The organism is Streptomyces sp. NPDC008079 (genome assembly GCF_042957385.1).
Lineage (GTDB): Bacteria > Actinomycetota > Actinomycetes > Streptomycetales > Streptomycetaceae > Actinacidiphila.
In genome coordinates this window covers 1,022,053-1,034,830 of sequence record NZ_JBIBIC010000001.1, presented here as the reverse complement: position 1 = coordinate 1,034,830, position 12,778 = coordinate 1,022,053, and the positions used below count along the sequence as shown (strand labels likewise).

At 70.6% G+C, this 12,778-nt stretch carries 10 protein-coding genes, 1 tRNA gene and 3 pseudogenes; 7 read left to right on the top strand and 7 right to left on the bottom strand.

Annotation, left to right across the window (positions count from 1 at the left end; all coding sequences use genetic code 11):
• Positions 1 to 24: 24 nt before the first annotated feature.
• The 3 genes and pseudogenes from ACFZAM_RS04510 to ACFZAM_RS04500 form a co-directional block, all read right to left on the bottom strand.
• A pseudogene (locus tag ACFZAM_RS04510) lies at positions 25 to 882 on the bottom strand (NUDIX hydrolase); the annotation flags it as partial.
• Positions 883 to 1,002: 120 nt separating this feature from the next.
• Complete coding sequence (locus ACFZAM_RS04505; RefSeq protein WP_391042641.1) at positions 1,003 to 1,470, bottom strand: Atu1372/SO_1960 family protein; 468 nt, start codon at positions 1,468 to 1,470, stop codon at positions 1,003 to 1,005.
• Positions 1,467 to 1,628 (bottom strand): DUF4177 domain-containing protein, encoded by a 162-nt coding sequence (locus tag ACFZAM_RS04500; protein ID WP_188284144.1) that lies wholly within the window; start codon positions 1,626 to 1,628, stop codon positions 1,467 to 1,469. The genes ACFZAM_RS04505 and ACFZAM_RS04500 overlap by 4 nt, the downstream gene beginning before the upstream one ends.
• Before the next feature lie 208 nt (positions 1,629 to 1,836).
• Here ACFZAM_RS04500 and ACFZAM_RS04495 point away from each other — a divergent pair, with 208 nt between their 5' ends.
• Positions 1,837 to 2,955, top strand: a complete 1,119-nt coding sequence (locus tag ACFZAM_RS04495; RefSeq protein ID WP_355336106.1) for an ArsA-related P-loop ATPase — start codon at positions 1,837 to 1,839, stop codon at positions 2,953 to 2,955.
• A 3-nt stretch (positions 2,956 to 2,958) separates the two neighbouring features.
• Positions 2,959 to 4,293 (top strand): ArsA-related P-loop ATPase, encoded by a 1,335-nt coding sequence (locus ACFZAM_RS04490; protein ID WP_391042638.1) that lies wholly within the window; start codon positions 2,959 to 2,961, stop codon positions 4,291 to 4,293.
• A gap of 71 nt (positions 4,294 to 4,364) precedes the next feature.
• Here ACFZAM_RS04490 and ACFZAM_RS04485 read toward each other — a convergent pair whose 3' ends face one another.
• Positions 4,365 to 4,697, bottom strand: a complete 333-nt coding sequence (locus ACFZAM_RS04485; protein WP_093716024.1) for a WhiB family transcriptional regulator — start codon at positions 4,695 to 4,697, stop codon at positions 4,365 to 4,367.
• 397 nt (positions 4,698 to 5,094) lie between these two features.
• Between ACFZAM_RS04485 and ACFZAM_RS04480 the strand changes: the two genes are divergently transcribed.
• The gene (locus ACFZAM_RS04480; RefSeq protein WP_355336102.1) at positions 5,095 to 7,452 is read left to right on the top strand and encodes a transglycosylase domain-containing protein; all 2,358 of its coding nucleotides are present in this window, start codon (positions 5,095 to 5,097) and stop codon (positions 7,450 to 7,452) included.
• Between the two features lie 127 nt (positions 7,453 to 7,579).
• On the opposite strand, the gene ACFZAM_RS04475 is transcribed toward ACFZAM_RS04480, so the two are convergent.
• Entirely contained in the window at positions 7,580 to 8,038 is a 459-nt protein-coding gene (locus ACFZAM_RS04475) for a GatB/YqeY domain-containing protein (RefSeq protein ID WP_391042635.1), read from the bottom strand.
• A 232-nt stretch (positions 8,039 to 8,270) separates the two neighbouring features.
• Here ACFZAM_RS04475 and ACFZAM_RS04470 point away from each other — a divergent pair, with 232 nt between their 5' ends.
• The 3 genes from ACFZAM_RS04470 to ACFZAM_RS04460 all read left to right on the top strand — a co-directional run bounded on the left by ACFZAM_RS04470 (position 8,271) and on the right by ACFZAM_RS04460 (position 9,990).
• On the top strand, positions 8,271 to 9,200 hold the full coding sequence (locus ACFZAM_RS04470; RefSeq protein WP_391042633.1) for a metallophosphoesterase: 930 nt from the start codon (positions 8,271 to 8,273) through the stop codon (positions 9,198 to 9,200).
• A 35-nt stretch (positions 9,201 to 9,235) separates the two neighbouring features.
• Complete coding sequence (locus ACFZAM_RS04465; RefSeq protein WP_391042632.1) at positions 9,236 to 9,904, top strand: Pr6Pr family membrane protein; 669 nt, start codon at positions 9,236 to 9,238, stop codon at positions 9,902 to 9,904.
• A 12-nt stretch (positions 9,905 to 9,916) separates the two neighbouring features.
• A tRNA-Pro gene (locus tag ACFZAM_RS04460) sits at positions 9,917 to 9,990 on the top strand.
• A gap of 50 nt (positions 9,991 to 10,040) precedes the next feature.
• Here the strand turns inward: ACFZAM_RS04460 and ACFZAM_RS04455 are convergent.
• Both ACFZAM_RS04455 and ACFZAM_RS04450 read right to left on the bottom strand, forming a co-directional pair.
• Positions 10,041 to 11,635 (bottom strand): annotated as a pseudogene (locus ACFZAM_RS04455) (LacI family DNA-binding transcriptional regulator).
• Between the two features lie 241 nt (positions 11,636 to 11,876).
• Positions 11,877 to 11,990 (bottom strand): annotated as a pseudogene (locus ACFZAM_RS04450) (DNA-binding protein); the annotation flags it as partial.
• 380 nt (positions 11,991 to 12,370) lie between these two features.
• Between ACFZAM_RS04450 and ACFZAM_RS04445 the strand changes: the two are divergent.
• Complete coding sequence (locus ACFZAM_RS04445; RefSeq protein WP_391042630.1) at positions 12,371 to 12,745, top strand: hypothetical protein; 375 nt, start codon at positions 12,371 to 12,373, stop codon at positions 12,743 to 12,745.
• Positions 12,746 to 12,778 lie beyond the last annotated feature (33 nt).

Below are 12,778 nucleotides of genomic sequence, written 5' to 3'. Positions count from 1 at the left end.
GTCCGGCAGCGGACCCGCCGTGCCCGGGATGAAGCGGGTGAACTCGTCGTGTCCCGGCCAGGTCAGGACGACGTCGCCGTGCTCGTCGAGGGCGGCGCGGGCCAGGACCGGGGTGAGGTCCCGGTCACCCGCGGCGGTGAGCGCGTCCGCGGCAGAGGCGTACGGCAGCAGGTCGCGCAGCGTGGTGACGGTCGGCGGCAGCATGCTCAGCTCGCCGCGGTCGTAGCCCGCGACGGCCTCGGCGGGCGGCAGCCACACGGTGTGGTCCGCCTCGCCCGACACGTCCCGCGTGCGCTGCCCGGCCGGGAGGGTGGCGAGGAAGAACCAGGTGTCGTAGCGGCGCTCCTCGAACTCCGGGGTGATCCAGCGCGCCCAGGGGCCGAGCAGGTCGGAGCGCAGGACGAGTTCGCGGCGGGCCAGGAAGTCGGCGAAGGACAGGTGGTGAGCGGCCAGCGCGGCCCGGTCCGCCTCCCAGTCCGCCCCGGTGATGTCGGCGACGACGGTCTCCGGGTCGGGCCCGGCGAGCAGCACCCCCGACTCCTCGAAGGTCTCCCGCACCGCCGCGCACACCACGGCCTGCGCGACCGCCTCGCTCGCCCCCAGCGCCGCCGCCCACGCCGCCAGCGACGGCCCGGCCCACCCCACGGGACGCTCGTCGCGCGGGTCCACGCCGCCGCCCGGATACGCGTACGCGCCCCCGGCGAAGGCCATGGAGGCGCGTCTGCGCAGCATGTGGACGGCCGGTCCGCCGGCGTCGGTGTCCCGCAGCAGCAGTACGGTCGCCGCCCGCCGCGGCGTGACGGGGACCAGTTCCCCGCTCGTCAGCGCCCGGATGCGGTCCGGCCACGAGGCGGGGAACATCTGTCCGTCGGTCCTGGTCATGGGCGGGATGCTACGTCCATCCGGCGCGATGTTCGAGAGCCGCCGCTCGCGGGGGCCTCCCCGCGATGTTCGAGAGCCGCCGCCCGCGGGGACCTCCCCGCGGGCGGCGGACCGGCGGACTCAGTCCGTCAGCTCGACCTGGACCTCGACCTCGACCGGGGCGTCCAGCGGGAGGACGGCCACGCCGACGGCGCTGCGCGCGTGCACGCCCTTCTCACCGAGGACCTCGCCGAGCAGCTCGCTGGCGCCGTTGATCACACCGGGCTGGCCGGTGAAGTCGGGGGCGGAGGCGACGAAGCCGACGACCTTGACCACACGGGCGATCCGGTCGAGGTCACCGATGACCGAGCGGACGGCGGCCAGCGCGTTGAGCGCGCAGATGCGGGCCAGGTCCTTCGCCTCGTCGGCGGTGACCTCGGCGCCGACCTTGCCGGTCAGCGCGAGCTTGCCCTCGACCATGGGGAGCTGCCCCGAGGTGAAGACGTACCGCCCGGAGATCACCGCGGGCTGGTAGGCCGCCAGCGGCGGGACCACGTCCGGCAGCGTCAGCCCCAGCTCCGCGAGCCGCACGTCGACGGCGCCGCTCACGCCGCCTTCTCCCGCTTGAAGTACGCCACGAGCTGCTCGGGGCTCATCCCCGGCACGACCTGCACCAGTTCCCAGCCGTCCTCGCCCCACGTGTCGAGGATCTGCTTCGTCGCGTGCACGAGCAGCGGCACGGTCGCGTATTCCCACTTCTTCGCCATACGGCGACTGTAGTGCCTCCCCGGCGGCCGTCCGGCACGGCGCTCCCCGACCGGCGGGGACCGTACGCGGACCACCCGCGGACCACTGCCGCGCCCCCCGTTCGGCCGCGCGCCGTCACCCCGGATCGACACCCGGCGGTCATCGCGCCGTCACCCCAACCGCACGGCCGCCCGAGTACGTGGTGCCTTCAGTGGTTAGGCTCGCAAGGTGAGCCCTCAACAGTCTTCCGCCGTCAGGCTCCACATCGTGACGGGCAAGGGCGGCACGGGAAAGACCACGGTCGCCGCCGCGCTGTCCCTCGCGCTCGCGTCCGAGGGACGGCGTGTGCTGCTGGCCGAGGTGGAGGAGCGGCAGGGCATCGCCCAGCTCTTCGAGACCGAGGCGCTGCCGTACCAGGAGCGGAAAATCGCTTCCGCACCCGGCGGCGGCGAGGTGCACGCGCTGGCCATCGACGCCGAGCTGGCGATGCTGGACTACCTGGACATGTTCTACAAGCTCGGCCGCGCCGGGCGCGCGCTCAAGAAGCTCGGCGCGATCGACTTCGCCACCACCGTCGCCCCCGGGCTGCGGGACGTGCTGCTGACCGGCAAGGTCTGCGAGGCCGTCCGCCGCAAGGACAAGGCGGGCTGGCCGGTGTACGACGCGGTGGTGCTCGACGCCCCGCCCACTGGGCGGATCACCCGCTTCCTCAACGTCAACGACGAGGTCGCCGGGCTGGCCCGGATGGGCCCCATACACAACCAGGCGCAGACCGTGATGCGCGTGATGAAGTCCCCGCAGACCGCCGTCCACCTGGTGACGCTCCTGGAGGAGATGCCGGTCCAGGAGACGATGGACGGCGTCGCGGACCTGCGCTCCGCCGGGCTGCCGGTGGGCGCCGTCATCGTCAACATGGTGCGCCCCGTCCTCCTGGAGGACGCCGCCCTCGCCCAGGTCACCGACCTCCCGGCGGGCGGCAGCGGTGGCGGCGTCGGCAAGCGGCGCACGGCCGTCGCCAAGGCGCTGTCCCAGGCCGGGCTCGGCGGCGCCCGGCGCGGCGGGGTCGCCGAGCGGCTGGTCGACCCGCTGCTCGCCCAGGCGTACGAGCACGCCGAGCGGGTGGTCCTGGAGCGCGAGCAGCGCGCCGAGATCGGCGGACTCGGCCTTCCCGTAAGGGAGTTGGAGCTGATCGGCGAGGGCGTGGACCTCGGCGGGCTCTACCGGCTGGCCGACAGCCTGCGCAAGCAGGCCGTGCCGGGCTTCGGCGGCACCTTCGCCAAGGACGGCGCCCGCGGGAAATCCGCCGCTCACCCGGACGAAGACACCGACACCGGAGACGAGGCCTGACCCATGAGCCTGGAGAGCCCCGTGCTGGAGATCGACCCGCTGCTCGACGACCCCAAGACGCGGATCATCGTGTGCTGCGGTTCCGGCGGTGTCGGCAAGACGACGACCGCCGCTTCCCTGGGCGTACGCGCGGCCGAGCGCGGCCGTACGGCCGTCGTACTCACGATCGACCCGGCGCGGCGGCTGGCCCAGTCCATGGGCCTGACCGAACTGGACAACACCCCGCGCGAGGTGGCCGGAATCGATCGGTCCGCCGGCGGTTCGCTGCACGCGATGATGCTGGACATGAAGCGGACCTTCGACGAGGTCGTGGTCCAGCACTCCGATCAGGAGCGGGCCCGCGCGATCCTGGAGAACCCCTTCTACCAGTCCCTGTCGGCCGGTTTCGCGGGCACGCAGGAGTACATGGCGATGGAGAAGCTGGGCCAGCTCAGGGCCCAGGACGCCTGGGACCTGATCATCGTCGACACCCCGCCGAGCCGCAGCGCGCTGGACTTCCTGGACGCGCCCAAGCGGCTCGGCTCCTTCCTCGACGGCAAGTTCATCAAGCTGCTGATGGCCCCGGCCAAGGTCGGCGGCCGGGCCGGGGTGAAATTCCTCAACATCGGGATGTCGATGATGACCGGCACCCTCAGCAAGGTGATGGGCGCCGGGCTGCTGCGCGACGTGCAGACCTTCGTGGCCGCCATGGACACCATGTTCGGCGGCTTCAGGACCCGCGCCGACGCCACGTACCGGCTGCTCCAGGCGCCGGGCACGGCCTTCCTGGTGGTCGCCGCCCCGGAGCGGGACGCCCTTCGGGAGGCGGCCTACTTCGTGGAACGCCTGGCGGCCGAGGACATGCCGCTCGCCGGTCTCGTCCTCAACCGCGTCCACGGCAGCGGCGCCGCGCACCTCACCGCGGAGCGGGCGCTGGCCGCCGCCGAGGCCCTGGAGGAGGCGCTGGAAGAAAATCTTGCGGACGGCGGCATTGTGGATCATCCGACCGGGAAGGCTGACTCCCAGCGGGCCTCCGCGGCCAGTCAGGCAAGCACCGCCGGCAGCTCGAGCGCCAGCGGCTCAGGCACGTCCAGCACTGCGAGCACGGGCAGCACAGCGAGCACGTCCAGCACAGCGACCGCGGCCGGTACCGAACGGCTGGCCGCCGGATTGCTGCGCCTCCATGCCGAACGCATGCAGGTGGTCGCGCGTGAACGACGCACGCGCGACCGCTTTGTGTCCGTCCACCCGGAGGTGCCCATGGTGGACGTGACAGCGCTGCCCGGTGACGTACACGATCTGACCGGGTTGCGGGCGATCGGCGAGCAGTTGGCGGACGGTCGGCCCGCGGCCGCGTAGTGGTGCGAGGTCGGACCGCGCGGTGACGCGGGGCCGGACCACGTACGTGATGGTGCGGTTCTGACCGGTCGTCAGCCCGCGGCGGCGTAGTCGTCCTCGTCGTCGAGCGGGATGAGGCCGGTGCTGCGCTCGTACTCGGTGCGTGCCGTCTCCAGCAGTCTGCGCCACGAGGTCACCATGGGGCGCCGTCGCAGCAGCGCACGGCGTTCACGCTCGGTCATACCCCCCCACACGCCGAACTCCACCCGGTTGTCGAGCGCGTCCGCCAGGCACTCGGTCCGCACCGGGCAGCCGGTGCACACCGCCTTGGCCCTGTTCTGAGCCGCGCCCTGGACGAACAGCTCGTCCGGATCTGTGGTCCTGCACGCCGCCTGCGTGCTCCAGTCGGTTACCCAGCTACTCATGCTGGCGCCGTCCTCTCCCGAATCGAGGCTCCCCCACGGCGGCAAGCGGCATATTCACCGTTGCCAGTTGAGGACGTTACGGAAGGTAGGCGCGGCGCAACAGCCCTTTCCGGCCCAATCTTGCATGGCCCGAACGGACTATGCGTGCGCGGGAGATCACCCAACGGAGTGAGGCGGGCTTATGTGGCACCAATATCGGACTTAAGAGGCGAAGTAGCACACATCGTCTCGCCATAAGGGACAAGTCCCTCGGCATATGCCGAATTTCGGGCAGTTCTCATCACTCACAAGAGTGACGAAGGAAGGCAGGAACGCGCCCGACGATCGCGCCCTGTCCGTTACAGAGTAGGCGAACAGTTGGGCGCACGTCCGGGGAATCGCAACGTAGGCTGCCTCCATGGCACACAAGCGATCGGGCGGGGGGCTGAGCACAGCCCAGCAGGCCGCCAAGTTCCTCGGCGTCAGCGTGCTCTCCGGCGTGGTCCTCGCGGGCATCGCGCTGCCCGCCGTGGGCGCGCTCGGCCTGTCGGCCAAGGGCACCGCGGCCGGCTTCGACGACCTGCCGGGCGAGCTGAAGACCCCGCCGCTCAGCCAGGCGTCGAAGATCCTGGACGCGCACGGCGGCCTGATCGCCACGGTCTACTCGCGCGACCGCACCGTCGTCCCGATCGAGGACATGAGCCCCAATGTCCTCAGCGCCATCGTCGCCATCGAGGACTCGCGCTTCTACGAGCACGGCGCGCTCGACCCCAAGGGCATCCTGCGCGCGCTCAGCAACAACGCGTCGGAGGGCGGCACCCAGGGTGCCTCGACCCTGACGCAGCAGTACGTGAAGAACGTCTTCGTGGAGGAGGCGGGCGACGACCCCAACAAGGTCGCCCTCGCCACCCAGCAGACGATCGGCCGCAAGATCAAGGAAATGAAGTACGCGATCCAGGTCGAGAAGGAACTCGGCAAGAAGAAGATCCTGGAGAACTACCTCAACATCACCTTCTTCGGCGAGCAGGCGTACGGCGTCGAGGCGGCCTCGCAGCGGTATTTCAGCAAGCACGCCAAGAACCTGTCGCTCACCGAGGCCGCGCTGCTGGCGGGCCTGGTCCAGTCGCCGAGCCGCTACGACCCGATCAACGACGAGCAGGAAGCCCTCAAGCGCCGCAATACGGTGCTGGCGCGCATGGCGCAGCTCAAGGACATCACCCCTGAGCAGTCCGCCACCGCGCAGAAGGCGCCGCTCGGCCTGAAGGTCAGCTCGCCGAAGAACGGCTGCATCACCGCCGTCAACGGCGCGGGCTTCTTCTGCGACTACGTGCGCAACACCTTCCTCACCAACGCCGCCTTCGGCAAGACGAAGGAGGAGCGCGCCAAGACCTGGGACACCGGCGGTCTGACCATCAAGACCACGCTCGACCCCAAGGCGCAGGCGGGTGTGCTGGACGGCATCAGCAAGCACGTCTACAAGAGCGACGCCATCGCCGCCGCCGTCACCCTGGTGGAGCCCGGCACCGGCAAGATCGTCGCGATGGGCCAGAGCAAGCCGTACGGCTTCGGCAAGAACGAGACGCAGATCAACTTCTCGGTCAACGCCAACATGGGCGGCGGCCAGGGCTTCCAGAACGGTTCGACGTTCAAGCCGATCACGGCCGCCGCGGCGCTCGAAGCGGGCTACAAGCCGGACCAGTCGGAGCCGTCGCCGAACAAGATGACGTACCCCGACGTCACGACCTGCGACAACAACACGATCCACGGCACCGACGAGACGGGCAACGAGGACCCGTCCGAGGTGGGCCCGTACCAGATGCCCGAGGCGCTGAAGAAGTCGATCAACACCTACTTCCTCCAGCTCGAGAGCCAGACCGGGCTCTGCCCGATCGTCAACATGGCGACCAAGCTGGGCCTCAACCGCGCCGACGGCAAGCCGCTGAACCAGATCGCCTCGCTCACCCTCGGCACCAACGAGGTGTCGCCGCTCAATGTGGCCGCCGCGTACGCCGCCTTCGCCAACCGCGGCGTCTACTGCACGCCGATCGCCATCCAGTCCGTGACGGCGGCGGGCGGCAAGAAGCTGACGGTGCCCAAGTCGCTCTGCTCGCAGGCGATGTCGCAGAACACGGCCGACACCATCAACACGATGCTCAAGGGCGTCGTCGACGACGGTACGGGCGAGGCGGCCAACCTGGACGACGGCCGGGACACCGCCGGTAAGACCGGTACGACCGACGACCGGTGGGCGGCCTGGTTCGCCGGCTACACGCCGAACATGGCGGCGGCCGTGTGGATGGGTGACCCCAAGCACTCCAAGAAGATGAAGAACATCACCATCGGCGGCAAGTACTACCCGCTGGTGTACGGCGCCGACGGCCCCGCCCCCATCTGGAAGGACGCCGTCTCCGCGTCCCTGGAGGGCAAGCCGGTGCTCAGCTTCGTGACGGTGCCGCTCAACATCCAGGACAAGGGCAAGAACCCCCCGGCGTCGCCCGATCCGAACAACCCGGGCAACGCCACCAACACCGACGACAAGCACAAGGGCCGCGGCCACGGCCCCGGCGGCGTCACCACGATGGGCACGACCACCGGCGCCATCACGGCGGGCGCCGCCGGCGGCGGCACCAACGGCGGTACGACGACGGGTACGACCGTGGGCGCGACCGGTGCCAACGGCGCCACCAACGGCAGCCCCAACCCCTTCCCGACCTTCCCCGGCCTGACCACAGGCGGCGGGAACGGCCGGGCGGGGGGTACGACGGGGGCGACGTAGGGGTCGACGCAGGTCGACGCAGGTCGACGCAGGTGTGAGGCGTCGGCCCGCGCATAAGTGACGTCGTAAGGGGCGCCCTCCTGGGAGGGCGCCCCTTACTCGTGAGGTCCGCTGATGAGTGCGCGGATCAGCCCGCGAGCTGGCGCTTCACCTCGGCGGCGACCCGGCCGCCCTCCGCGAGCCCGGCCACCTTCGGGTTGACGATCTTCATGACGGCGCCCATGGCGCGCGGTCCCTCGGCCCCCGACTCGGCGATGGCGTCCCGCACGATCGCGGTCAGCTCCTCGTCCCCGAGCTGCTTGGGCAGGTACTCCGCCAGCACCTCGCCCTCGGCGCGCTCCCGCTCCGCCGACTCCGCCCGGCCGCCCTGCGCGAAGGCCTCGGCCGCCTCCCGCCGCTTCTTCGCCTCGCGCGTGATCACCTTCAGCACCTCGTCGTCGGAGAGGGTGCGCGCGGTGGTGCCCGCGACCTCCTCCTTCGTGATGGCCGTGAGGGTGAGCCGGAGCGTGGCGGAGCGCAGTTCGTCGCGTCCCTTGATCGCCTTGGTGAGGTCGTCGTGCAGTCGCTGCTTGAGCGTGGTGGTCATACGCCGAGTTTCGCATCCCTGCGCGGCGGTCGCGCCGCATATACGAGGGAGGCGGGGGGCGACTGCCCGTCGGGGGGTCTGTGCGGCTGGCCGTGGCAGGGTGCGCCGTGGCTGAAGGGTGCCCGTCTGGAGGGGGCTCCTGTCTGAAGGGTGCGCCCGGCTGAAGGGTGCGCCCGGCGCCGGTCGAGGGGCCTTGGCGCGCGTACGGCCCGGACTCTGACACGATGGACGTATGCGCGCGCGATACGGAATTCCCCTCGGTGTGACGGCGGCCGGCGCGGCCGGCCTGGCGTACGCGGCCGGTTTCGAGGCGCGGTCCTTCCGCCTGCGCCGCGTCGACATCCCGGTGCTGCCCGAGGGCATGCGCCCAATCCGTATCCTCCAGGTCTCCGACATCCACATGGTGTCGGGCCAGAACAAGAAGCGCCGCTGGCTCCAGTCGCTGGCGGGCCTGCGCCCCGACCTGGTCGTCAACACCGGCGACAATCTGTCGGACCCCATCGCCGTACCCGAAGTCCTGGACGCGCTGGGCCCGTTGATGCAGTTCCCCGGCACGTACGTCTTCGGGTCGAACGACTACTACGGCCCCAAGTTCCGTAATCCCGCCCGGTACTTGGTGGAGAAGGCGCGCGGCCAGCACGGTCTGAACGGCAAGGACCGCGCCGCGCACGGCGTCCTGCGCAACCCCTGGGGCGAGCTGCGCGACGCGTTCGACGCGGCGGGCTGGGTCGGCCTCAGCAACTCCCGCGGGCAGCTCAAGCTCGACCACGGCCCCGTGCTCGGCCTCACCGGCCTGGACGACCCGCACATCAAGCGCGACCGCTACGCCGCGGTCGCGGGCGGCCCCGACCCGGACACCGACTTCAACCTGGCGGTCGTCCACGCGCCCTACCTGCGCGTCCTGGACGCCTTCACCTCCGACCGCTACCCGCTGATCCTCGCCGGGCACACCCACGGCGGCCAGATCTGCGTCCCCTTCTACGGCGCGCTGGTCACCAACTGCGACCTCGACACCGACCGCGTCAAGGGCCTGTCCACCCATACGGCCACCGGCTCCACGTCCTACCTGCACGTCTCCGCGGGCTGCGGCGCCAACCGCTTCACCCCGGTCCGTATCGCCTGCCCGCCCGAGGCGACACTCCTGACGCTCACCAGCCGCTGACCCGTCCCGCCGTCCGCCGTCTCGTACGGTGAGGCATGCCTGCAATCCCCCGTTCGTACGTGGCGGCCTTCCGGCTGCTGATCGCGGCAGCGGCGGTGACGGGAATCACCATCGAGTGCGCGCACTTCCCGCCGCTGCGGGTCTTCACGTACTTCACGGTCCTCACCAACGCGGCGATCGCGCTGACCTTCGCCTGGTCCGCGTACCGCACCTGGACCCGGCGTCCCCCGATCCCCCCGCTGATCCACGGCGCCGTCCTGCTCTGCATCGTGATCACCGGCCTCGTCTACCACCTCGTCCTCGCCAATGACGCGAGCGACTTCTCCGAGTCCGAGGCCCTGGGCGCCCGCACCGGCGCCCTCGCCTTCTCCAACCAGCTCCTCCACACCGTGACCCCCCTCACGGTCGTCCTCGACTGGCTCCTGCTCACCGCCCCAGGCCGCTTCCCCTGGCGCTACGCCGGCCAATGGCTCCTGCTCCCCCTCGCCTACTTCGCCTTCGCCCTCATCCGCGGCCCCTTCTCCGGCTACCCCTATCCCTTCCTCGACGTCGACACCCGCGGCTACCCCGCCACCCTCCTCACCGCCCTCCTCCTCGCCCTCGCCTTCGCCGCCCTCTCCCTCCTCCTGATCCTCCTCGACCACCACCGCCCCTCCCCCCGAGGAAACCGGATTTCGCCCTCAGCCCCCCGTCCGCTAAAGTAAACCCCGTTGCACCGGGGTGTGGCGCAGCTTGGTAGCGCGCTTCGTTCGGGACGAAGAGGCCGTGGGTTCAAATCCCGCCACCCCGACTGGTGACACTGCACGTGAGGGGCGGTCTTCCGATCAGGAAGACCGCCCCTCACGGCGTTTGCGGGGGGGGTCTTGGGAGAATATTGGGAGAAGATCTTGGTCGGGGGCTCTCTTCTTCCGCCTTCTGGCCTGGTCTTTCTCCCGATCTGAGGAGCCCGTCGAGCGCCCCGACCGGGGAGCCGGGACTCATTGCGCGGCGTATGTCGAGTGCCTCCTCCCACTGCTCGGTGAGCACGTCCATGAGGCGGGCGCGCATGCGCGGGGTGACGTGGGAGTAGCGGGCCTGGACGGAGCCGTCCTCGTGTCCGAGCCGCTCGTCCATGAGCTTGGGCGGGGTGCCGGCCTCCTCCATGATCGTCCGGTGGGTGTGCCGGAGCCCGTGGGGCGTCAGCCCGGGCGCGATCGGCACCCAGCAGGCCTGGGCACGCTGGGCAGCGCCCCTCCCCCGGGCGGGGATGCCGGGCCAGGGCTCGGCGAGCAGCGGCACGGGGTGGGCGTCGCGAGGAGCCCGGGTCGGGTACGAGCCGGTGGTGGCCGGATAGAAGAGCCACGAGGCGAAGCCGCTGCGCCGCCAGTGGGGCGCGAGTTCGCCTGAGGCGGCGTTTCGGACGTACCCCAACTCGGCGATGGCAGCCTCTACCCGGAGCCGCCTGTCTCCGATACGAGGCCCGGCCAGTTGAGGACGTTGGAGACGGTCCCGGCGGAGACTCCCGCCTTGCGGGCGACATCGACGATCTTCGCGCCGGGTCGGCGGGCGGCCCCGTTTGCGGCGCTGTAGCCGTTGAAGGCGTACCGCAGTCCGTGGCAGCGGCAGGGCTCCGGCCGCTTGGCGGCGACGTGCCTCGCGAGCAGTCCCGTCAGGAAGTCGGGGGTGTCGATGGTCCGGTAGGAGTCGTCCTTGGGCGGACACCGGTGGAACTCGCCGCCGTCCAGCTCGTAGAGCTGCCACTCGACGCGGAGAGAGCCAGGCCGTATGAACTGCGCTTCCAGGCCCATGAGTTCGCCCCACCGGACACCGGTGTAGCCCTTGGTGACGACGGCGACGAACTCGTCGTCCCGCCCGGTCAGCAGTGCGGCGCGCTCGGCGATGAGCAGGATGCCGAGCGCGTCCGTGATCACCTTCTCCGGCCCGCGGTTGCGCGAGCGCCCGGCACGCTTGCCGCGTCCCCTGCGCCGCGCGGCGGGGTTCGTCTCGCGCAGCCCGTCGTCCACCGCGTCACCGAGGATCAGGTGCAGGGTGCTGCGCCAGGTCTTCAAGGTGGCAGGCGCGTATCCCCGCCCTCGCTCCTGCCGTTCCCACTCCTCGACGTGGTGCCGGTTGATCTCGCCGACCTCCAGGTCGTTGAAGTACGGGAGCAGGTGCTCCTCGATGTGCCGCCGGTAGTTCTGCATGGTGGAGAGAGCGAGGTCCTGCAGGGTGAACCAGCGGTTGGCGTACTCCCCGAAGGTGATCCGCGCCGCCGCCGGGTCATGCCACCGCCCGCCACGTACCTTCGCCTCCTCCTCGTTGGCGGCCTGCTCGGCAGCCCGCTTGGTGTGGAAGCGCAGCAGCTCGCCGTTGGCGTCGGCGAGGGTGCGGTACTTGCCGGGCGCGATCTTGTAGCGGGCGCGCCAGTAGTCGCCGCGCTTCTCGCCGTATCCCATGTCTGGCTCCTTCCGGGGTGGTGGTCGTAGGTTCTGTGGATGTCCTGCGGCGTCGCGGCGGCCGGGCGTTGAGCCGTGGCTCGGCCGCGACCGGTGCGGCGCGGGCCGTCCGGTGCGCCGACCTGGCGGACGGAAAGGTGCTGGCCTCGGGCGGGGAGAGCGGCCGTTCCTCGAAGATGCGGATGATCTCCGCGAGGTGGCCGGCGGTGAAGCGGTAGCTGCCGCCGAGCCGGGTGAACGGAATTCGGCGCCGCCGGGCCTGCTCCTTGACCCACCACTCCGAACAGCCGAGGACGTCGGCGATCTGGGCGGGCCGGTAGAGGACGGGCAGGTTGACGGGATCGGGAGGAGGCATGGTGGGGTCCTCGTGAGGGCGTGCGGATGCGTGCCGTTGGCCCCAGCGACCGGACGCGTGGGCGCGGCGGGGTCGGACCGGGTGATTACTCAGGCTGACGAAGCGTCAGTGCATCGCTCTACGAGACCCGTTGAGAGCCCAGCGGCGCGCGACTGGCGAATGCATGGACCCTCCTCTCTCGGCTGTTCGGTCGCGGCGGTCAGATGGCGGAGGTGCTGTTGCACCTCGTCGTCACGGCGGTGGGGAAGCGTATTCAGGTGCGACTTTTCCCTGGTCGGGCGACTGCGCCGGGACGTTGGCACGGAATCGCGGACGCATCCCGGCGGACCGTGACGAGAAGTCGGTTGAGCGCCAGGATCCCGGCTCGGCATACTCGCGCGATGACCGATGATGCGCCTTCCGAGGCAGCCGAGGGCTGGTGGGACGAGCCCTGGTACCGGGTCCGTACGGATCGTTTCGTGGCGTCCTTCCTGCCGAGTGCGGGCGAGGATCTGGACGCGGTGTGCAACGTCGACGTCGAGGTCCGCCTCACTGACGGCTCACGCTCGAGCGCGACCGTATTTACCGTCGCCGAGGTGCAGCGCCTGATGGAAAGGTGGGCCCAGAGCGGTGAGGAGGCGGGAGGTCGCTATTTCTGGTGCTCGGACGGGCTGATCGTCCGCGAGGCCGGCATCGCCAATATGACCGAGGCGATCAGCAGCGTACTCAACGAAGGCGACTTCGAGCAGATCCTCCAGCGAATGGAGGACGAGTAATCGCCGTATGACTGCGGCGTGGTGGCCTGGGCC